The organism is Micromonospora sp. NPDC049004 (genome assembly GCF_040649315.1).
Lineage (GTDB): Bacteria > Actinomycetota > Actinomycetes > Mycobacteriales > Micromonosporaceae > Micromonospora.
The window spans coordinates 23,052-42,996 of record NZ_JBEZFG010000018.1 but is presented as its reverse complement, the minus strand read 5'-3'; the positions used below and the strand labels follow the sequence as shown (position 1 = coordinate 42,996).

15 protein-coding genes and 1 pseudogene are annotated in these 19,945 nt (G+C 71.8%); 7 read left to right on the top strand and 9 right to left on the bottom strand.

The features are described from left to right. Positions 1-124: 124 nt before the first annotated feature. Positions 125-2,824, top strand: a complete 2,700-nt coding sequence (polA, locus tag AB0B97_RS31980) for a DNA polymerase I (RefSeq protein ID WP_357498990.1) — start codon at positions 125-127, stop codon at positions 2,822-2,824. A 347-nt stretch (positions 2,825-3,171) separates the two neighbouring features. On the opposite strand, the pseudogene AB0B97_RS31975 reads toward polA, so the two are convergent. The 3 genes and pseudogenes from AB0B97_RS31975 to AB0B97_RS31965 form a co-directional block, all read right to left on the bottom strand. After that, positions 3,172-3,510 (bottom strand): annotated as a pseudogene (locus tag AB0B97_RS31975) (DUF3140 domain-containing protein); the annotation flags it as partial. 36 nt (positions 3,511-3,546) lie between these two features. Next, a complete protein-coding gene (locus AB0B97_RS31970) occupies positions 3,547-4,149 on the bottom strand; it encodes a Uma2 family endonuclease (RefSeq protein ID WP_357498988.1) in 603 nt (200 codons plus the stop codon). A 57-nt stretch (positions 4,150-4,206) separates the two neighbouring features. Beyond that, positions 4,207-5,013: a class I SAM-dependent methyltransferase gene (locus tag AB0B97_RS31965; protein ID WP_234584534.1), complete on the bottom strand. Its 807-nt coding sequence runs from the start codon at positions 5,011-5,013 to the stop codon at positions 4,207-4,209. 414 nt (positions 5,014-5,427) lie between these two features. Here AB0B97_RS31965 and rpsA point away from each other — a divergent pair, with 414 nt between their 5' ends. Both rpsA and coaE read left to right on the top strand, forming a co-directional pair. Further along, positions 5,428-6,927 carry a 30S ribosomal protein S1 gene (rpsA, locus tag AB0B97_RS31960; protein WP_109819865.1) on the top strand — a complete coding sequence of 500 codons (1,500 nt, stop codon included), beginning with the start codon at positions 5,428-5,430 and terminating at the stop codon, positions 6,925-6,927. A 349-nt stretch (positions 6,928-7,276) separates the two neighbouring features. Beyond that, positions 7,277-8,461 (top strand): dephospho-CoA kinase, encoded by a 1,185-nt coding sequence (gene coaE / locus AB0B97_RS31955; protein WP_357498985.1) that lies wholly within the window; start codon positions 7,277-7,279, stop codon positions 8,459-8,461. Positions 8,462-8,491: 30 nt separating this feature from the next. On the opposite strand, the gene AB0B97_RS31950 is transcribed toward coaE, so the two are convergent. Beyond that, positions 8,492-10,075: a hypothetical protein gene (locus AB0B97_RS31950; RefSeq protein WP_357498983.1), complete on the bottom strand. Its 1,584-nt coding sequence runs from the start codon at positions 10,073-10,075 to the stop codon at positions 8,492-8,494. 327 nt (positions 10,076-10,402) lie between these two features. Here AB0B97_RS31950 and uvrB point away from each other — a divergent pair, with 327 nt between their 5' ends. Next, positions 10,403-12,511: an excinuclease ABC subunit UvrB gene (uvrB, locus tag AB0B97_RS31945; RefSeq protein WP_234584531.1), complete on the top strand. Its 2,109-nt coding sequence runs from the start codon at positions 10,403-10,405 to the stop codon at positions 12,509-12,511. Positions 12,512-12,652: 141 nt separating this feature from the next. Further along, positions 12,653-13,510, top strand: coding sequence for a helix-turn-helix transcriptional regulator (locus AB0B97_RS31940; protein ID WP_357498980.1), 858 nt, complete (start codon positions 12,653-12,655; stop codon positions 13,508-13,510). A gap of 116 nt (positions 13,511-13,626) precedes the next feature. Here AB0B97_RS31940 and AB0B97_RS31935 read toward each other — a convergent pair whose 3' ends face one another. Continuing rightward, positions 13,627-13,920 (bottom strand): antibiotic biosynthesis monooxygenase family protein, encoded by a 294-nt coding sequence (locus tag AB0B97_RS31935; protein WP_357498978.1) that lies wholly within the window; start codon positions 13,918-13,920, stop codon positions 13,627-13,629. Positions 13,921-14,331: 411 nt separating this feature from the next. Here AB0B97_RS31935 and AB0B97_RS31930 point away from each other — a divergent pair, with 411 nt between their 5' ends. After that, the gene (locus AB0B97_RS31930) at positions 14,332-15,330 is read left to right on the top strand and encodes a TerC family protein (RefSeq protein WP_357498976.1); all 999 of its coding nucleotides are present in this window, start codon (positions 14,332-14,334) and stop codon (positions 15,328-15,330) included. Positions 15,331-15,368: 38 nt separating this feature from the next. Here the strand turns inward: AB0B97_RS31930 and AB0B97_RS31925 are convergent, their stop codons facing one another. Then, positions 15,369-16,286 carry an NlpC/P60 family protein gene (locus AB0B97_RS31925; protein WP_234584527.1) on the bottom strand — a complete coding sequence of 306 codons (918 nt, stop codon included), beginning with the start codon at positions 16,284-16,286 and terminating at the stop codon, positions 15,369-15,371. A 59-nt stretch (positions 16,287-16,345) separates the two neighbouring features. After that, positions 16,346-17,443 (bottom strand): dipeptide epimerase, encoded by a 1,098-nt coding sequence (locus AB0B97_RS31920; protein WP_357498973.1) that lies wholly within the window; start codon positions 17,441-17,443, stop codon positions 16,346-16,348. A 43-nt stretch (positions 17,444-17,486) separates the two neighbouring features. On the opposite strand from AB0B97_RS31920, the gene AB0B97_RS31915 reads away from it, so the two are divergent. Further along, positions 17,487-18,284 (top strand): tyrosine-protein phosphatase, encoded by a 798-nt coding sequence (locus AB0B97_RS31915; RefSeq protein WP_357498971.1) that lies wholly within the window; start codon positions 17,487-17,489, stop codon positions 18,282-18,284. Here AB0B97_RS31915 and AB0B97_RS31910 read toward each other — a convergent pair. Together AB0B97_RS31910 and AB0B97_RS31905 are read right to left on the bottom strand one after the other, a co-directional pair. Then, complete coding sequence (locus AB0B97_RS31910; RefSeq protein WP_357498969.1) at positions 18,253-18,954, bottom strand: lysoplasmalogenase; 702 nt, start codon at positions 18,952-18,954, stop codon at positions 18,253-18,255. The genes AB0B97_RS31915 and AB0B97_RS31910 overlap by 32 nt on opposite strands. Before the next feature lie 54 nt (positions 18,955-19,008). Beyond that, on the bottom strand, positions 19,009-19,860 hold the full coding sequence (locus AB0B97_RS31905) for a serine hydrolase (RefSeq protein WP_357498967.1): 852 nt from the start codon (positions 19,858-19,860) through the stop codon (positions 19,009-19,011). Positions 19,861-19,945: the final 85 nt, after the last annotated feature.

Genomic DNA, 19,945 nt, shown 5'->3' with positions numbered 1-19,945 from the left:
CGGCGGCCGGTCGTCCCCTCGTGGGCGGCCGGCCGTCGGCGTGCGTGCCGTGGCGTGCGTTTTCGCGCCCGTGGCGCGGTGCCGCCACCCGGGGTTGTCGGTGCGACGGACTAGAGTCGCTGCCGTGACAGCTACGACACCGCGCCTGCTCCTCGTCGACGGACATTCCCTGGCATACCGGGCGTTCTTCGCCCTGCCCGTGGAAAACTTCTCCACCACGACGGGTCAGCCGACCAACGCGGTGTACGGCTTCACCTCGATGCTGATCAACGTGCTGCGCGACGAGCAGCCCACCCACATCGTCGTCGCGTTCGACGTCTCCCGCCGGTCCTTCCGCACGGAGAAGTACGCGGAGTACAAGGCCGGCCGCAGCGAGACCCCGACCGACTTCAAGGGCCAGGTCAGCCTCGTCAAGGAGGTCCTGGCGGCGCTGCAGATCCCGGTGGTCGAGATGGAGGGCTACGAGGCCGATGACGTCATCGCGACGCTCGCCTGCCAGGCCCGCGACCAGGGCATGTCGGTGCTGATCAGCAGCGGCGACCGGGACGCGTTCCAGCTGGTCGACGACCAGATCACCGTCCTCTACCCGCGCAAGGGCGTCTCCGACCTGGCCCGGATGGACCCTGCCGCGATCGAGGCCAAGTACGGCGTCGGGCCGCAGCAGTATCGGGACCTGGCCGCGTTGGTCGGCGAGACCAGTGACAACCTGCCCGGCATCCCCGGCGTCGGCCCGAAGACCGCGGCCAAGTGGATCACCACGTACGGCGGCGTGGAGGGCGTCATCGCCCGCGCCGACGAGATCAAGGGCAAGGCCGGCGACAGCCTGCGGGAGCGGCTGGCCGACGTGATCCGCAACTACGAGATCAACCGTCTCGTCTCCGACCTGGAGCTGCCGCTGCGCCCGGAGGACACCCGCTGGACCGGCTGGGACCGGGAGGCCGTGCACCAGGTCTTCGACACCCTCGAGTTCCGCATCCTGCGCGACCGCCTCTACCAGTATCTGGAGGCCGTCGAGCCGGAGGCCGAGTCGGGCTTCGACCTGACCGGTGAGGTGCTCACCGAGCCGGGCGGGCTCGCCGCCTGGCTGGGCATGCACGCCCCGACCGGCACCCCGGTCGGGCTCGCGGTCAAGCTCGACACCGGCCCCAACCGCCGGCACACCGCCTCGATCACCGGCCTGGCGCTGGCCAGCGCCGGGGGCGCGGCCGCCTGGGTGGACCCGACCGGCCTGGACGCCTCCGACGAGAGCGCCCTCGCGGGGTGGCTGGCCGACGCGCAGCGGCCCAAGGTGCTGCACGACAGCAAGCCGGCGGTGCTGGCCTGCGCCGCACACGGCTGGGACCTGGCCGGCATCGTCCGCGACACCCAGATCGCCGCGTACCTGGCCCGTCCCGACCAGCGGTCCTACGACCTGACCGACCTGGCCCTGCGCTACCTGCACCGCGAGCTGCGGGTGGACGTGCCCGAGACCGGGCAGCTCACCCTCGACGGGCTGGGCGACGAGGGCGTGGTCGAGCAGAACCTCATGCTCCAGGCCCGCGCCACCCTCGACCTGGCCGACGCGATCGACGCCGAGCTGTCCCGCGACGGCGAGCAGTCCGCGCGGCTGATGGCCGGGGTGGAGCTGCCGCTGATGCGGGTGCTCGCGGGCATGGAGCGCACCGGCATCGCCGCCGACACCGACTACCTCTCCGAGTTGGAGGCGCACTTCGCCGCCGAGGTCAAGGCCGCGGCGCAGGGCGCGTACGAGGCGGTGGGCCGCGAGTTCAACCTCGGCTCGCCCAAGCAGTTGCAGGAGATCCTCTTCACCGAGTTGGGCCTGCCGAAGACCAAGAAGATCAAGACGGGCTACACGACCGACGCCGACGCCCTGCAGTGGCTCTACGCGCAGCAGCCGCACCCGGTGCTGGCCCACCTGCTGCGCCACCGCGACGTCGCCAAGCTCAAGTCGACAGTGGACGGCCTGCTCAAGTCCGTCTCCGACGACGGCCGGATCCACACCACCTTCAACCAGACGGTGGCGGCCACCGGGCGCCTCTCCTCGACCGAGCCCAACCTGCAGAACATCCCGATCCGCACCGAGGAGGGCCGGCGCATCCGCCGGGCCTTCGTGGTGGGTGAGGGGTACGAGTGCCTGCTCACCGCCGACTACAGCCAGATCGAAATGCGGATCATGGCGCACCTCTCCTCGGACGACGCGTTGATCGAGGCGTTCAACTCCGGGGCCGACTTCCACGCCGCCACCGCCTCGTCCGTCTTCGGCGTGCCGGTCGACGAGGTCACCCCCGACCAGCGACGCAAAATCAAGGCGATGAACTACGGCCTGGCGTACGGGCTCAGCGCGTTCGGCCTGTCCCAGCAGCTCAACATCAACACCGAAGAGGCCCGTGGCCTGATGGAGAACTACTTCGCCGGCTTCGGCGGAGTGCGCGACTACCTGCACCAGGTCGTCGCCAGGGCCCGCCAGGACGGCTACACCTCGACCATCCTGGGCCGCCGCCGCTACCTGCCCGACCTGGTGAGCGACAACCGGCAGCGCCGCGACATCGCCGAGCGGATGGCTCTCAACGCCCCCATCCAGGGGTCGGCCGCCGACATCATCAAGGTGGCGATGCTGCACGTCGACACCGCGCTCGCCGATGCCGGCCTGCGCTCCCGGATGCTGTTGCAGGTGCACGACGAGCTGGTCTTCGAGGTCGCCCCGGGCGAGCGGGAGGCGTTGGAGGCGCTGGTGCGGCGCGAGATGGGTGGGGCGTACCCGCTGTCGGTGCCGCTGGAGGTGTCGGTCGGCGAAGGCCGGGACTGGAACAGCGCTGATCACTGACCCTCGGTCGCGGTGTGGGGGTTCCCTGGGAAGCGCGCACACCCTTGGATGGTTGCGGTGTGGGGTTCCGGGGCAGCCCGACCCACTCCGGGCGGTCAGGCTTGATCCCTGCGTGGGTCGGGCTGCCCCGGAACCCCTGACTCGGTCGCCCTTGGTCGCGGCCGTTGGCGTGGTGGGCGGCGTCCTGGCCAGGCGGGCAACCTCCGCGCTGTCCGTGTCCCGCGCCGTTCATGATGTGCGCAACTTCGGGGTAATTGCTGGGTCGTCGTGTCCTGAGGCACCAACTTCGCCGAAGTTGTGTGGATCTTGTGGTGGGAGCCTCGGCGGGTGGTCGGTTCCTACTTCATGGGGTCGTGGCCCCAGTTCATGAGGGACCAGCGCCACTTGGTGTCGCGGACGTTGCCGGACGGGCGCTGCGCCATGTGCCGGCGGACGTAGCCGACCACCTTGCGCATGTGCTTGTAGTCGCCCTCGGACAGGTCACCGCGTTTACGGCGGAGCAGGTCGATGATCTTCCGGCCGGACTCGTGGCCGACGGACTCGCCGCCACCGGCGCGACCGCCCTTGTGCCAGCCGACCTGCTTCGACTCGTCGGTCTCCAGCCACGTGGACAGCTCGCCGGGCTTCATGTTCACCGCCTCGGTGAACTCCCGGTAGGTGTCCCGGCCATCATCACGTTCGGCCATGGCTCTCGGCTACCCGACCTGGCCGAGGAGAAACGACTACGGGGTGATCTCGGCGACCGGCAGCTTGATGTCGAACGGCTCGGCCAGCTCGATCACGTCAGCGCCGTCGGCGACCAGCTCGTACTGCCGCTCACCGCCCGGCCCCACCCGGTCGCCGATCCGGTACGCGTACACGTGCACCGGGTCCTGCTCGATCCGCCAGTAGAACGGGATGCCGGCGGCGGCGTACTCACCCGGTTTCGCGAACCTGTCGGTCCGTCGCGTGCCCGGCGAAACGATCTCCACGGCGAGGACGACGTCCGCCGGCCGCAGTGTGGACCGGTTGGACGGGATCTCGGCACGGCAGAGCAGCACGTCCGGCTGCCGGCTCGTGTTGCGGCTGAGCGCGACTCCGACTGCTTGGGCAGCACGAAGGTCCGCCGGGGCGTGCGAGCGCAGCCACAGCCACAGCAGGCTGCAGATGTCCTGATGGCCCAGGGTGGGGGAGGGTGTCACCTGGACAACTCCGTCGACGAGTTCGACGCGGGGGGCGTCGTCCGGCAGGGTGAGCAGGTCCTCCAGCGTGTAGTCGGCACGCTGCTGCCGCATCGGATCCGGACACCAGGGGCCAGGTGGTGTCGGGATGGGCTCGGCGCTCATGGGGTCGAGCCTACCGGCGATCGATGGATCGCAGGTCGGACCGCGGGTGCGACGCGCTCACCCGGCCGGCTTCTCGGTGACGAAGATGGCGGTGCCGGGGAAGAGCCGCCCGCGCAGCGGGCTCCACTGCCCCCAGATCCCCTCGTGTCCCTGCGGCCACTCCGGCTCCACCAGGTCCAGCAGCCGGAATCCGGCGCCGACCAGTTCGCGGATCCGGTCGCCGAGGGTCCGGTGCTGCTCGACGTAGGTGGCGACGCCGGCGTCGTCCTGCTCGACGTAGGGGGAGCGGTCGAAGTACGAGTGCACGGCCGTCAGCCCGCCCTCGCCGGGATCGTCGAGGAAGATCCAGCGCATCGGGTGGGTCACGGAGAACACCCATCGGCCGCCCGGGCGCAGCACCCGGTGCACCTCGGCGAGCAGGGCCGCCGAGTCGTCCACGAAGGGGATCGCGCCGAACGCCGTGCAGGCCAGGTCGAACGAACGGTCGGCGAAGGGCAGGGCGAGCGCGTCGGCCTGTACCAGCGGTACACGTACCCCGGTGCGGTCGGCGGCCTGCGCGGCGTGCCGCAACATGCCGGCGGACAGGTCGAAGGCGATCGGACGCGCGCCCTGCGTGGCGAGCCAGCGGGCGGCGGCGGCCGCGCCGCAACCCACCTCCAGCACCCGCCGCCCCGACAGGTCACCGAGCAGGCGGGCGTCGGCCTCGCGCAGCCCCTCCGGGCACCAGACGAAGTCGACGTCGCCGAGGAAACCCCCGTGCTCGGCCTGGTAGTCGTCGGCGTCGGTGTCCCACCAGCCGCGGTTGGCCCGCCGGGCCTCGGCGTCACCCACCCGGCGCCGGGTCACCCGGCTGTCGTCATCCACGCGCTCACGCTAGGCCCCGGCCAACCCGATGGCGGCGGCGGCGCGGCCTGATCGACTCGGTTTCCTCGAAGTCGTGGCGCGGGATCGCCCCGCCACCCCACCGGGAGGGCGCGGTGGGGCCCCTGTGACGTACGAGACAGGTGGGGTCGTTTCCGGGCGATTGTTCGGCTTTCGCAGGTCATCACGCGTCGACGAGTCGGGAGGGCTTGCACGCTGTGGTAATGCGCACGGTAGGCTAGACGATGCGCTCGCGGATCGTGTGTCTCGGCAGGGAGCAGGTGCGCGGTCGACGGAGCACATCATGATCCCAGTAGGTGATCGTTCGGTGTGCCCGGCGACGGATCCGCTGGCGCGAACAGGTCACCGCGACACCAGCCTGCTGTGACAACCCATCCGACCGGAGCAACCGCCCACATGACGAGCAGCATCGAGGCCCCCTCGAGCGCCACCCGGGTCACCCACGACGATCTCGGTTCCGAGGAGGCATTCCTCGCCGCGATCGACGAGACCATCAAGTACTTCAACGACGGCGACATTGTCGAAGGCACCGTCGTCAAGGTCGATCGGGACGAGGTCCTGCTCGACATCGGCTACAAGACCGAGGGTGTCATCCCCTCTCGGGAGTTGTCGATCAAGCACGACGTGGACCCCGCCGAGGTTGTGACGGTTGGTGACCACATCGAGGCCCTGGTCCTCCAGAAGGAGGACAAGGAGGGTCGTCTGATCCTCTCCAAGAAGCGGGCGCAGTACGAGCGGGCCTGGGGCACGATCGAGAAGATCAAGGACGAGGACGGTGTCGTCCGCGGCTCGGTCATCGAGGTGGTCAAGGGTGGTCTCATCCTCGACATCGGGCTGCGCGGCTTCCTGCCCGCGTCCCTGGTCGAGATGCGGCGCGTGCGCGACCTGCAGCCGTACGTCGGGCGTGAGCTCGAGGCCAAGATCATTGAGCTGGACAAGAACCGCAACAACGTGGTCCTGTCCCGCCGGGCCTGGCTGGAGCAGACGCAGTCCGAGGTGCGCACCGAGTTCCTCAACAAGCTGCAGAAGGGCCAGGTCCGCAAGGGCGTCGTGTCCTCGATCGTCAACTTCGGCGCCTTCGTGGACCTCGGCGGCGTCGACGGTCTGGTGCACGTCTCCGAGCTGTCCTGGAAGCACATCGACCACCCGTCCGAGGTCGTCGAGGTCGGCCAGGAGGTCGAGGTCGAGGTTCTGGACGTCGACCTGGACCGCGAGCGCGTCTCGCTGTCGCTGAAGGCGACCCAGGAGGACCCGTGGCGGCAGTTCGCCCGCACCCACGCGATCCAGCAGATCGTGCCGGGTAAGGTCACCAAGCTCGTCCCGTTCGGTGCGTTCGTCCGGGTGGACGACGGCATCGAGGGCCTGGTCCACATCTCCGAGCTGGCCGAGCGCCACGTGGAGATCCCGGAGCAGGTCGTCCAGGTCGGCTCCGAGGTCATGGTCAAGGTCATCGACATCGACCTGGAGCGCCGCCGGATCTCGCTGTCGCTCAAGCAGGCCAACGAGGGCTTCGTCGAGGGCGAGGAGCACTTCGACCCGACCCTCTACGGCATGGCCGCGACGTACGACGCCGAGGGCAACTACATCTACCCGGAGGGCTTCGACCCGGAGACGGGCGAGTGGCTCGAGGGGTACGACAAGCAGCGCGAGACCTGGGAGAACCAGTACGCCGAGGCCCGTCAGCGTTGGGAGGCCCACACCAAGCAGGTGCAGACCTCTCGCGCCGCCGACGCCGAGGCCGCTGCCAACCCGACCCCGGCCGTTCCGGCCGCCGGTGGCGGCACCACCTCCTCGTCCAGCCCGGCCCCGAGCCGGCAGGCCGAGGAGCCGGCCGGCACGCTGGCCACCGACGAGGCGCTCGCCGCTCTGCGGGAGAAGCTCGCCGGCGGTAAGTGACCCGCTGAACGACGACGGGCCCCGTCCCCGCGATCTTTCCGATCGCCGGGGGCGGGGCCCTCGCCATACCCGCCGCCGGAGGCAGCATCGCCGAGGCGAGGGGGCGTGTCGCCGTGATTCGCCCTGATCACCTGACACTGGCGGGTCGGGAGCGCCCCACCCACCTCGCGTCCTTTGCTCTGCTTCAGCCCAGGAAACACCCGGTGTCCGATTATCGGACGGCAGCTGTTTCCTCGGTTGAAGCAGAGCAAAGGACGCGGGCGAGGGGCAGCGCACCGGACGGCCTGCGGCGCTCCCCGTGGGGCGGGTGTGGTTTGGTGGGCGAGCCGTGATCGGGTTGACTGGTGCGGTGCTGAGGGTGGGTTTGACCGGCGGGATCGGGTCGGGCAAGAGCGCGGTGGCCGCGCGGCTGGTGGAGTTGGGCGCGGTGCTCGTCGACGCGGACCAGATTGCCCGGGAGGTCGTCGCGCCGGGCACGGAGGGTCTCGCGGAAATCGTCGCCACCTTCTCGGAGAAGGTGCTGGGCGCCGACGGCGCGCTGGATCGCGCCGCGTTGGGGGCCGTGGTGTTCTCCGACGAGACCGCCCGCCGCCGGTTGGAGGCGATCACCCATCCCCGGGTGCGGGCGCGTACGGCCGAACTGGTCGCGGCGGCGGCACCCGACGCGATAGTCGTCAACGACGTACCGCTGCTGGTGGAGGTGGGGCTCGCGCCGACGTACCACCTGGTCATCGTGGTGCAGACGGCCGTGCCGACCCGGCTGGAGCGGCTGATGCGCGACCGGGGGATGGACCGCGCGGAGGCCGAGCGGCGGATCGCCGCGCAGGCCGACGACGCCCGTCGGCGTGCCGTGGCGGACGTGGTGCTGACCAATGACGGCACTCTGGCGGCGCTGCACGCCGCGGTGGATTCGCTGTGGCGGCAGCGGCTGCGTCCCTACGAGCACAACCTGCGGCAGCGGCAGGTCGTGGCGGTGCCGGACCGCGGCGCCGGGGTGGGTGCCGATCCGAGCTGGCCCGAGCAGTACGCCCGGCTGGCCGCCCGGATCCGTCACGCGCTGGCCCCGGCGGATCTGCGGATCGACCACATCGGTGCGACGGCGGTGCCCGGGCTCGCCGCCGATGACGTCATCGACGTGCAGGTGGCCGTGCCCAGCCTCGCCGACGCCGACGGGCCGCTGGCCGACCGGCTGGCGAACGCGGGGTTTCCCCGCGTGCCGGGGCACTGGTGGGACGATCCGCGCCCGGCGGGCCGGGGTCGGTGGGAGAAGCGGCTGCACGGCAGCGCCGACCCGGATCGCCCGGTGCGCCTGCACGTGCGGGAGGCCGAGTCGCCGGGCTGGCGGTACGCGCTGCTCATGCGTGACCACCTCCGCGCCGATCCGGATCAGCGGGCCACGTACCTGCTGTTCAAGCGGGATCTGGTCGACGCCGCACCGCTGGTTGCCGACTCCGGAACGGCCCGCGATCCCTGGTTCGACGAGGAGTACCTGCGGGCCGAGCAGTGGGCCGCACGGACCGGCTGGCGGCCCTGAGAGCCGTGCCACCAGCTGACGGGCGTGTGGTCAGCGCGCCCCGGGTCGGGGCGGGCTGCTCGGTGGAGCGATGCGCGGCGGCGGATTGAGGCGGGGCACCACGGCGGGGCTGAGGTCCACCTGCGCCCACGCGCCGGGGGCGGTGTGCAGTTCCACGCGGCGCAGCGACCCGTCGCGGTCGATCCAGTAGCGCACGCGTGCGTCGGCCGTGCGGAGCTCCACGACGTCGACGGTCCGGCCGGCGGCGAGGTCCTCGCGTACCCGCACGGCCGCGCCGCGCAGCGCCACCGGCCCGGCGGCGGCCACCGCGGCATCGACCAGCAGATCGAGGTCGTCGCGGGGGGACCGGGTGGGCCGCCACGACCCGGCCGGGACCGGAAACGGCGGCCGGCCCGGGACCTCGGCGGTGCCACCGCCACCGGCGGAGGCCGGCACGTCCGTCCGGGACAGGCCGGCCGCGTCGCGGTGCAGCAGGGTCCGGCGGTCCGGTACGCCCAGGTCGGCGACCGCCACGTACGCCGTGCGGGCGGCCCAGCTCAACCAGCCGGCGCCCCGCAGGTTGGTGTCCGTGCCCACCGGCGCGGTAAGCGTCAGCGTGGCCCCGCCCTGGCCGCGCAGCCGGGCGGGCAGCCGGTCCAGCCGGCGCTGCTCCGCATCCGTGAGCGCGCGGGGCAGCCCGGGTCGGCCGCCGAGAGCGTCGACCGGGGACAGCGTGGGACGGTCGATCCGGTTGAGGAGCACCGTGACCGGCCCGACGCCGGGCAACCGGGTCACCAGTTTGTGCAGTCGGCCATCCCGGTCGAGCCAGTAGCGGGTCGACCCGTCCGGACCGGTCGCCGCCGTGCCGCCCGTCGCCGCGCTGGCGGGGCTGGATGGGATTGCGGTGGGCAGTGGCGCCTGCACGACGTCGACCGGCCCGGCCGCGACCACGTCCCGGGCGACCCAGCGCGCGTCGACGCCGTCCATCGCCGGGGACGGGTCCGGTCGGTCGGCGGCGAGGCCGAGGAACAGATCGAGGACCGGTGCCAGGCCCGCGCCGGGCGTCAGGTGGTGCAGCCGCCAGCCGTCCGCCGGTGGCACCAGAGGCGGCGCGGCCGGGGTGGGCACGGCCGCCGGGTCGGGACGGGTGACCAGCACCGACCCGGCGCTCTGCAACAGGCCACGCTCGGCGCCCGCCCCCGGCCCGCCCACATCCAGGTAGAGCAGGGGCCGCGACCAGTCCACCCAGCCCACCAGTTCGGTACGCGCGGCGCCGGCGCCGACCGTGACGTGGAGGCCGGCGCGCAGGTCCCGAAGGTTGGTGACCCGCATGGCGGCCAGCCGTTCGGCCTCGGCGACGGTCAGCGGTCGGGTCGGCTCGGGTGGGTCGGGAGCCCAGCTCAGCAGTCCGGCCACCAGCGCCGTCGCGGACGTCACCGCGGTCAGGGCGAGCAGCAGCAGCACCGTACGCCGACGACGGCTCGCCCGGGAGGGACCGACGCTGTCGGTGTCGGTGGCGTCCGTCTCGCGCGGGTCCCCGCCGGGGTTGGCGGACGGGCCGCCGGTGCGGACGGCGTCGCCAGCGCGTGTGGTGTCGGGGGAGGGGCCGCGCGCCGGGGCCGAAGAGGTGTCCACGGATGTGAAACGGGCGGGACAGCACGGGGTGACGAGCTGAGGGCGACGAGTTGGGGGCGAAGCGGCAGGGGCGCTCGCGGCGGCCGGTCTGCGCCTCGAGCGCGACCACACGGGTGCGCACGCCGGACGAGCCGGGTGCTGCGACCGCTGTGCCGGGGGCGGCCGGCCGTGATGACGGCCCGGCCTCCTGCCCGGTCGGCCGCCGCGAGCGGCCTACATGAAGAGGGTAGTCCCGGTGACATGGGCCACACAATGGGAATATCGAAGCCGATCACGCACTCTGCGCGACGGCCGAACGTGTCGGACCTGCGGCGTACCGTTGAGGTCATGGCGCTCGACATTCCCCGGCTCGACGGCCGCTTCCAGGTCGTCAGTGAATTCCAGCCGGCCGGCGACCAGCCGGCCGCCATCGACGACCTTGAGCGCCGGGTGCGGCGCGGCGACCGCAACACGGTGCTCCTCGGCGCGACCGGCACCGGCAAGAGTGCCACCACCGCGTGGCTGATCGAGCGGCTGCAGCGCCCCACCCTGGTGCTCGCCCCGAACAAGACGCTCTGCGCGCAGCTGGCCAAGGAGTTCAGCGAGTTGCTGCCGCACAACGCCGTCGAATACTTCGTCTCGTACTACGACTACTACCAGCCCGAGGCGTACATTCCGCAGACCGACACCTACATCGAGAAGGACTCCTCGATCAACGAGGAGGTCGAGCGGCTGCGGCACTCGGCGACGATGTCGCTGCTCACCCGCCGCGACGTGATCGTGGTGGCGACCGTCTCGGCGATCTACGGCCTGGGCACCCCGGAGGAATACCTCAACCGGGCGGTGAAGGTGCAGGTCGGCCAGGACCTCGACCGCGACCAGTTGCTGCGGCGGCTGGTCGACATCCAGTACACCCGCAACGACATGGCCTTCCAGCGGGGCACCTTCCGGGTCCGCGGCGACACGCTGGAGATCATCCCGGCGTACGAGGAGCTGGCGGTCCGCATCGAGCTGTTCGGCGACGAGGTGGAGAAGCTCTACTACCTCAACCCGTTGACCGGTGACGTGGTCCGGGAGGTCGACCAGTTGGTGATCTTCCCGGCGACGCACTACGCGGCCGGTCCGGAGCGGATGGAGCGGGCCATCCGCGACATCGAGGTGGAGCTGGCCGAGCGCCTCGCCGAGCTGGAGCGCCAGGGCAAGCTGCTGGAGGCGCAGCGGCTGCGGATGCGCACCACCTACGACATCGAGATGATGCGGCAGGTGGGTTTCTGCTCCGGCATCGAGAACTACTCGATGCACATGGACGGGCGGCTGCCCGGCAGCCCGCCGCACGCCCTGCTCGACTACTTCCCGGACGACTTCCTCACCGTGGTCGACGAGTCGCACGTGACGATCCCGCAGATCGGCAGCATGTACGAGGGTGACGCCTCCCGCAAGCGGATGCTCATCGACCACGGGTTCCGGCTGCCCAGCGCCGCCGACAACCGGCCGCTGCGTTTCGACGAGTTCCTGGAGCGGGTCGGCCAGATGGTCTGCCTGTCGGCGACCCCGGGCACGTGGGAGCTGGAACAGGCCCAGGGTGAGTTCGTCGAGCAGGTCATCCGCCCCACCGGGCTGGTCGACCCGCAGGTCGTGATCAAGCCGACCAAGGGTCAGATCGACGATCTGATGCACGAGATCAAGCTGCGGACCGACCGCGACGAGCGGGTGCTGGTCACGACGCTCACCAAGAAGATGGCCGAAGACCTGTCGGACTACCTCCTGGAGAACGGCGTCCGGGTGCGCTACCTGCACTCCGAGGTCGACACCCTGCGCCGGGTGGAGCTGCTGCGCGAGCTGCGCAAGGGCGAGTACGACGTGCTGGTCGGCATCAACCTGCTCCGCGAGGGTCTGGACCTGCCCGAGGTGTCGCTCGTGGCGATCCTCGACGCCGACAAGGAGGGCTTCCTGCGCAGCGGTCGGTCGCTGATCCAGACCATCGGGCGGGCCGCCCGGAACGTCTCGGGCCAGGTGCACATGTACGCCGACAAGATCACCCCGTCGATGGCGGCGGCGATCGACGAGACCGACCGACGTCGCGCCAAGCAGATCGCGCACAACGAGGCACACGGGATCAGTCCGGAGCCGCTGCGCAAAAAGATCCACGACATCCTGGACGACATCTACCGCGAGGCGGAGGACACCGAGAACTCCCGGGTCGGCGGCGCGGCGCGTCAGCTCTCCCGGGGCAAGGCGCCGGTCAAGGAGACCCGCAGTCGCAGTCGGTCCACCGCCGCCACCCCGTCCCGGGAGGGGATGGCCCGCGCCGACCTCGCCCAGCTCATCCAGGAGCTCAACGACCAGATGCTGGCCGCCGCCCGCGAGTTGCAGTTCGAGTTGGCGGCGCGGATCCGCGACGAGGTCGCCGACCTGAAGAAGGAGCTACGCGGCATGGACGCCGCCGGGGTGAAGTGAGGGCGGCCCGGCCGGCGTGGGCCGGGCTACCCGAACGGCGTCCCCGCCCGGCCCGCCGGCCGACCACTCGATTGCGGTGAGCAAGCAAGCTATTGCACTGGGTGATCGTCCTGCGTACGCTCCCTCGATGGGGAGGCGGGGATGCCGTTGCCAACAAGTCCTGTCATTCGACGCGCGCGGCTCGGCGCCGAGCTGCGTCAGTTACGTCGGCGCGAGGCGCTGACCCTGGAGCAGGTCTGCGACCGGCTGGGCTGGGCGTCGACGTCGAAACTGTCCCGCATCGAGCTGGGGCAGAGCCGTCCGGATCTCGCCGATGTGCTGGACCTGCTCGACATCTACCAGGTGCCGGCGTCGGCCCGGGACGCGCTGATCGTGATCGCGCGGGATGCGGCCACCAGCCGCGGCTGGTGGAAGACGCTCGGCGAGATGAGCGAGCGGCAGCGCATCTACGCCGAGTTGGAGGCGGGCGCGGCCGACATCGTCGAGTACCAGCCGGCGGTCGTGCCGGGGCTGCTCCAGACGCCGGCGTACGCCCGGTCGCGGGTCGCCGCCGGCGTCCTGCTCGCGCCGGAGGTCGACGTGGAGGCGGAGGTGCGCGCCCGGGCGATGCGGCAGGAGGTGCTGCGCCGGGCCGAGCCGCCGCGCTACACGGCGGTGCTCGCCGAGGCGGTGTGCGATCCGGGTGACCTGCCGGTCGACGTCTGGCGAGAGCAGTTGCGGCACCTGGTGACGGTGACCGGGCTGGCCCACGTGACGGTGCGACTGCTGCCGCGCGGGGTGGCCGGCAGCGGCCTGCACCCGCTCACCCCGTACTCCTGGTATGCCTTTCCCGACCCGGCGGATCCGCGGACGGTGATGCTGGAGGCGTTGACCACCGACGTCCGCTTGGCGACCGTGCTCGACGTCGACAGGTACGAGCGGATGACCGAGGCGTTGCTGGCGGCAGCCCTGTCACCGGAGGAGACGGTCACCGCGCTGGCCCGCCGCGTCGGCGAGTGAGCAGCGGTGCGGCGGGTGCCGCCCGCGCGGCCCCCGGACCCGGCGCCCCCGAGCCCGTCGGGGCCGGCGACCGGCGCGTGCGGGAGGCACGATAACCGCGGGGTGCGACAGATTCCTCAGGCCGGAACGTCGAGGAAGTGCTCGACCACCGGTGGCCCGGCGAAGTGCGGCCCGATCAGCGCCCGCCACTGGGCGAACCGTTCGGTGTCCCGGAAGTTCTTCTCGTGCGCCTCGACCGAGTCCCACTCGACCAGCAGCACGAACCGGGTCGGGGACTCGATGCCCCGGGTCATCCGCACCGATCGGCAGCCGGGCGTCCCGGCGAGCACCGGGTGACCCTGGGCGTACGCGGCGGCGAACGCGTCCTCGTGTCCGGGCAGTACGTCGATCAGCGCGACTTCAAGCACCATGCCGCAAAGCCTCCCACGGCGTAGGCGCGCAGGGGCGTGCGGGTGTCGCGGGGCCGGTTGCCGCACCTGACACACACTAGCCTCCTAGGACGGCTTAGGCGGTGTGGCGTATTCCCGATGACGCGGGCGCATCGGGTGCGCGGTGACACCCGACGCCCGGGGTGTGATCACGGCGAGTGGTGGGCAACAATGGTCACCGAGGAGGGGAGTATTCCCCCGTGACGAAGTCGTCAGCACGGACGATCGCCGGCACCTCGGCGTTCGACCCGGCTTCGTCGGTCGCCGACCCCTTCGCGGGTCGGGGGCGGAAGAGACCTCCGACAGTCACCAGAGTGAGCGACAGCGGCACGCCAGCCCCCACGGGGGCGTTACGGTGTGCCCGACGCCGCGTGTCTGCCGGAGGAATGAACGTTGGACGTGTCCGGATTGGTGTGGGCGGGGACCCTCGTCGCACTGACTGCGGTGCTGCTCGTCGATTTGTTGATCATTGGCCGGCGTCCGCACGAGCCGAGCGTGCGCGAATCGAGCCTCTGGGTCGCCTTCTACGTGGGTCTCGCCCTGCTCTTCGGCGTCGGCGTCTGGTTGACCGCCGGGGCCAGTTCGGCGGGGCAGTTCTACACCGGCTGGCTCACCGAGTACAGCCTCTCGGTCGACAACCTCTTCGTCTTCGTCATCATCATGGCCCGCTTCGGGGTGCCCCGGCAGTACCAGCAGAAGGTGCTGCTCATCGGCATCGTGCTGGCGCTGGTGATGCGCGGTGGCTTCATCGCCGCCGGCGCGGCGCTGATCTCGCAGTTCTCCTGGGTCTTCTACATCTTCGGCGCGTTCCTGATCTACACGGCGGTCAACCTGGCCCGCCAGGGTGAGCCGGACGAGGACGAGTTCTCGGAGAACCTGCTGATCCGGTGGAGCCGCCGAGCGCTGCCGATCTCCAAGGGCTACAACGACGCGAAGCTGATGACCCACGAGAACGGGCGTCGGCTGTTCACCCCGATGCTCATCGTGATGATCGCGATCGGCACCACCGACCTGATCTTCGCTCTGGACTCGATCCCGGCGATCTTCGGCATCACCCAGGAGCCGTACCTGGTCTTCACCGCGAACGTCTTCGCGCTGATGGGCCTGCGCCAGCTCTACTTCCTGCTCGGCGGCCTGCTCGACCGGCTGATCTACCTGAGCTACGGGCTGGCCGTCGTGCTGGGCTTCATCGGCGTCAAGCTGGTGCTGGAGGCGCTCGCCGACAACAACCTGCCGTTCATCAACGGCGGGGAGCACGTCGGCTGGGCCCCGCACATCCCGATCTGGCTGTCCCTGCTGGTCATCATCGGCACGTTGGGCATCGCCACCATCGCGAGCCTGGCCAAGTCCGCCCGGGACCGCCGCCGCGAGCTGGCCGGGGTCCGGCGCTGAACCACCACCGGTCGGGCCCGCACCACGGGCCCGACCGGTCAGACCCGGTGGACGCCGACGAGAGTGGCCGTCCGGTCGGCCGGCAGCTGTTCCTCCAGCACCCGTCGTCGCCGGTAGCAGGCGTGCAGCATCCGTCGGGTCGTCGGGTCGTCGGCGACGGCGGTGACGATGCCGATGTGGTGGATCTTGCGGCCGGGGCGGGCGAAGAAGTAGAGGTCGCCAGGACGCTCCGCGCCCAGGGGCAGCGGGGTCGTGGCGACGGCCTGGTCGTCGGCGTCGCGGGGCAGCAGTACGCCGAACCGGCGCCACGCCAGGTGGACGAGGCCCGAGCAGTCGATGCCGTACGCGGAGAGCCCGCCCCAGATGTAGGCGACGTCCAGCAGTCGCTGGGCCACCGCGAGCGCGTCGGCGGCGCTGGGCGGCTCGGTAGGCACCGGGACGAGCTGCCCGTCGGGCAGCCAGAGCGGCGCGGCCTGGGCGGGGACGTGGACCGGTCGCCAGCCGTCGCGGGCCGGGCCGGCCGGGACGAGGCGCGTGCCGACGACGACGCCGGGCAGCGCCACCGGCCCGCCCGGAGCGGTGTGCAGCCCGGTGACGGTGGCGTCCACGATCAGCGGGTCGCCGCTGACTGTGGGATCCACGGGGGTCAGCTGGTCGGCGGGGAGCCAACCCGGGTAGCCGCGGGGATCGAGCTTGGCGGCCGGCTGCTCGACGGCGACGACCCGTGCCCAGCCGTCGGGGCGCAGCTCGTCGATCAGCACCCGCTCGCCGAGCAGGAGTTGGCTCAGCACGCAGTCGCCGACCTGCTGGTCGGTGTCCATGCCGCGAACCCACGTCGGGATGTCGACGCCGGCCGTGAGCGCGGGACCGTCGACCGGCCGGACCGCCTCGGGGGAGGACCACAGCGTCGCGACGGCGACCCGGACGATGGCCTCGCGGCCCTGTTGCAGTTCCACGTCAACCCCCAGCTCGTGTCGGCTGTTCAGGGGAACCCTATGAAAGAAACCAACGGTCATCAACCGCGGGTCTGCACCTTTACTTCAGTCAGGCCGGAGATGCCCAGGCCAGGCGCATCCGGCAGCACCACTGTCGGCCCCTCGTAGCGGATGCCCCCCTGCACCGGCGACCAGGCCAGCCACCAGGCGGCGTCCAGGTCGGCGACGGCAGTGGTGCCGTACGCGGCGACCAGGCTCGCCGCCGCGCCGATACCGACCTGACTCTCCATCATCGACCCGACCACAGTGCCGAGCCCGTGCGCGGCGGCCAGCTCCAGCAGGGTGCGCGCCGGCTGCAGCCCGCCGCACTTGGCCAGCTTGACGTTGACCAGGTCGGCGGCCCGGCGACGGATCACCTCAACCAGGTCGCGGACCCCGAAGACCGCCTCGTCGGCCAGGATCGGCACGGACACCCGGTCGCTGACCCACGCCAGCCCGTCCAGGTCCCAGCGGGCCACCGGCTGCTCGACCAGCTCCACGTCCAGCCCGGCGTCCTCGATGCCACGGATCACCCGGACCGCCTCGCGCGGCGTCCAGCCCTGATTGGCGTCGAGTCGGATCCGGACCCCGGCGCCGACCGCCGCCCGGACCGCCCGTACCCGGTCCAGGTCGCCGGCCGCGTCCGTGCCGACCTTCAGCTTCAGCACGCCGAATCCGTCGGCCTGCCGCTGCCGCGCGGCCGTGGCCAGGTCCACCGCGTCGCCCGCCGCGAGGGTGACGTCCGTCGGAACCCGCAGGGCCGTGCCGCCGAGCAACCGCACCAGGGGTACGCCCAACCGCTGCGCGGCCAGGTCGTGCAGGGCCACGTCCATCGCGGCCTTCGCCGCCTCGTTGCCGACCACGGCGCGCTGCACCTCGGCGCAGCGGGCCACCAGGTCGTCCGGGTCCCGCCCGGTGAGCAGCGGGCCGAGCAGTTCGCGTACGCACGCCTGCGCGCCGCCGACCGACGCGCCGGTCACCTGCCACACCTGCGGCGCCTCGCCGAAGCCGGACCGACCGTCGGCGTCGATCAGCTCGACGACCAGGGTTTCCACTGTGGTGGTACGGCGCAGCGCGGTGACGAACGGGGTGTGTAAGGGGGCAGAAACGCGGTGGGTGCGTACCGCCGAGATCGTCATTGGGGCACCCTATACGCAGACACGCGACGGGAGGAGAGACCGGATGGTCGAACGGGACTGGGAGCTGGTGGGCGCACCGAACGCCCGTGACCTGGGCGGGCTGCTCGGCGCCGACGGCCGCAGGGTGCGGGCCGGACGGCTGCTCCGCACTCCGGCGCTGGGTCGGCTCACCGACGAGGATCTGCCGGTGCTCGCGAAGCTGGGGCCGGCCTGCGTGCTCGACCTGCGCGCCTCGGCGGAGATCGATGTCGCCCCGCCCGACCGGCTGGCCGGCGAGCCGCGGGTCGTGCACCTGCCGGTGCACGATCCGGAGCACCCGGTCTTCACGTACGTCTCGGCGGTGCTGCTCGGCCACGACCTCGACGCGTACGCGGAGCTGGCCCGGCAGGGCACGGCGGGGGCGATGGCCGAGATCTACCGATGGTTCGTCACCGGCGAGTCGGCCCGGGTCAACTTCGGCGCGGCGGTGCGGCTGGCCGCCCGGCCGGAGAACCTTCCGCTGCTCTACCACTGCTCCGCGGGCAAGGACCGCACCGGGTGGCTCACCGTCGTCCTGCTGACCGCGCTCGGTGTGGACGAGGCCGCGATCCGCGCCGAGTACCTGCGCAACAACGAGCTGACCGACAGCCTCCGGGCGGTGATCATCGAGGCGATGCGACGCCGGCAGCCCGGCCTGGACGTCGACGCGGTGCTGCCGGTGCTGGAGGTCCGTGCCGAGTACCTCGACGCCGGCTACCAGGAGGTGCGCCGGGTGCACGGCTCGTTCGACGGCTACCTGCGCGACGGGCTGGGGCTGACCGACGAGGTCCTCACGGCGCTGCGGGCGCAACTGCTGGAGTGACCGCCACGGCGGTCGGCACGTCGGCGCGTGCGACCCGCCCGATGACGATCAGCGCCTGGCCGGCCGCGTACGTCGCCATCACGAGCACCGACGCGCCGGGCGGCTGGGCCACGTCGGCCACCCCGGAGGCGATCAGCAGATCGGAGCCGAGGAACAGCGCGGCGCCCACACCGACCCGCCAGCCCTGGGTCACGGCGGTGGTGGCCATCGCCGCCAGCGCGACGGCGTAGCCGGCCACCGGCACGGCCAGCCCGGCCTCGGTCAGCCCCGCCCACATCCAGGCCAGCGCGGCGACGGTCAGCGCCGCGTACAGCAGAGGCACCGCGACCAGCGGCGGACGGCGCAGCCGCGTCGCGGCGCCGTGCCGGGTGAAGGCCACGAGGTAGCAGACGTGGGCGGCGAGGAAGCAGACCATGCCGGCCATGAACCAGCCGGTTCCGGAGGCCAGCAGCGCCACGTCGCCGGCCGTGGAGCAGGCCAACGCGGCGAGCACCAGATAGTCCGGCCGGGCGCCGCGTTCGGTGGCCGCCCGCCAGAGGTACGCGGCCAGCAGCGGCATCAGCAGCGGCTTGGTGAGCAGCTCGGCCACTGCACTGTCGACGGCGTTGGCCAGCAGGTTCGCCGCCGTCACGACGGAAAAGACGACGAGCAGGGTACGGCTGCGAGGCATCAGCGGCTCCGGGGTGGGGTGGCAGCAGCCTAGCCGGATCGGCGGGTGCCGGCCTCAGAGCCGGTGGCGGGCCGCCCAGGCCTGCGCCGAGACGTGCGCGATCAGGCGGCAGGCGTCGTCCTCGACGCCCTCGTCGCTGTCGGCCAGGTCGGTGGTGGTGCACACCGCGATGACGTACGGCGGTGCGTCGTCGGGCAGCACCACGCCGACGCTGTGGCGCACGCCGCGTACCCAGCCGTTCTTGAGCGCGACGCGGGTGCCCTCGGGCAGGCCGGCGGCCAGGTCCTCGCGGTGCTCCTGGGCGAGCAGCACGTCGAGCATGGTCGCGCAGCCGGCCGGCGAGGCGAGGCGGCCGGGAGTCGTGGCGCCGCTGGCCAGCGCGCCCAGCAGGGCGGCCAGGTCGGCGGCGGTGACGGTGTTGGTGATGCCTGCCTCGCGGGCGGCGAAGTCCTCGATGCCCCGGCCGGTGACGCTGTTGCGGGCACCGGCCAGCGACCACACCTCGGCCACCGCGGGCAACCCGACGTGCCCGATGACCAGGTTGGTCGCCAGGTTGCTGGACCGTACGATCATCCGTTCGGCGAGCCAGCGCAGGGGCGCGGTGCCGCCGAGCCGGTCCCACACGGCGTCGTCGTTGTCGTAGTGCGGGGCGCAGGAGAAGCGGGGAGCGCCGGGCTGGGCCGAGTCGAACTCGTTGACCACCGGGACGTCGGCGTCCAACTCCAGGGTGCCGGCCTCGGCGGCGCGGTGCAGCGCGGCCAGCACCCCCACCTTCATGGTGCTGGCGGCGTAGTGGCCGGCGTCGGCGTGGCGGGTCCATGTCGGGGGCGCGTCGAGTCGACAGACGTATGCCGAGACGGTGCCCGGCACCCGGTCCAGATGGGCGTCGAGATCATCCCAGGTCATGCCGGTGACCGTAGCCGATCACGGGGCGGGCGGGCCCGCGTACCCCCGCCGGAAAGCGGACGGGCGCGTCGGCCGCAAGCGGCCC

What these genes read in the sequence shown, in the direction of transcription:
- uvrB (WP_234584531.1), top strand. Translation starts at nt 10,403, where the DNA reads ATGGCGCTCGACATTCCCCGGCTCGACGGCCGCTTCCAGGTCGTCAGT.
- AB0B97_RS31935 (WP_357498978.1), bottom strand. Translation starts at nt 13,920, where the DNA reads ATGGTGCTTGAAGTCGCGCTGATCGACGTACTGCCCGGACACGAGGAC.
- AB0B97_RS31920 (WP_357498973.1), bottom strand. Translation starts at nt 17,443, where the DNA reads ATGACGATCTCGGCGGTACGCACCCACCGCGTTTCTGCCCCCTTACAC.
- AB0B97_RS31915 (WP_357498971.1), top strand. Translation starts at nt 17,487, where the DNA reads ATGGTCGAACGGGACTGGGAGCTGGTGGGCGCACCGAACGCCCGTGAC.
- rpsA (WP_109819865.1), top strand. Translation starts at nt 5,428, where the DNA reads ATGACGAGCAGCATCGAGGCCCCCTCGAGCGCCACCCGGGTCACCCAC.
- AB0B97_RS31940 (WP_357498980.1), top strand. Translation starts at nt 12,653, where the DNA reads ATGCCGTTGCCAACAAGTCCTGTCATTCGACGCGCGCGGCTCGGCGCC.
- AB0B97_RS31910 (WP_357498969.1), bottom strand. Translation starts at nt 18,954, where the DNA reads ATGCCTCGCAGCCGTACCCTGCTCGTCGTCTTTTCCGTCGTGACGGCG.
- AB0B97_RS31905 (WP_357498967.1), bottom strand. Translation starts at nt 19,860, where the DNA reads ATGACCTGGGATGATCTCGACGCCCATCTGGACCGGGTGCCGGGCACC.
- AB0B97_RS31970 (WP_357498988.1), bottom strand. Translation starts at nt 4,149, where the DNA reads ATGAGCGCCGAGCCCATCCCGACACCACCTGGCCCCTGGTGTCCGGAT.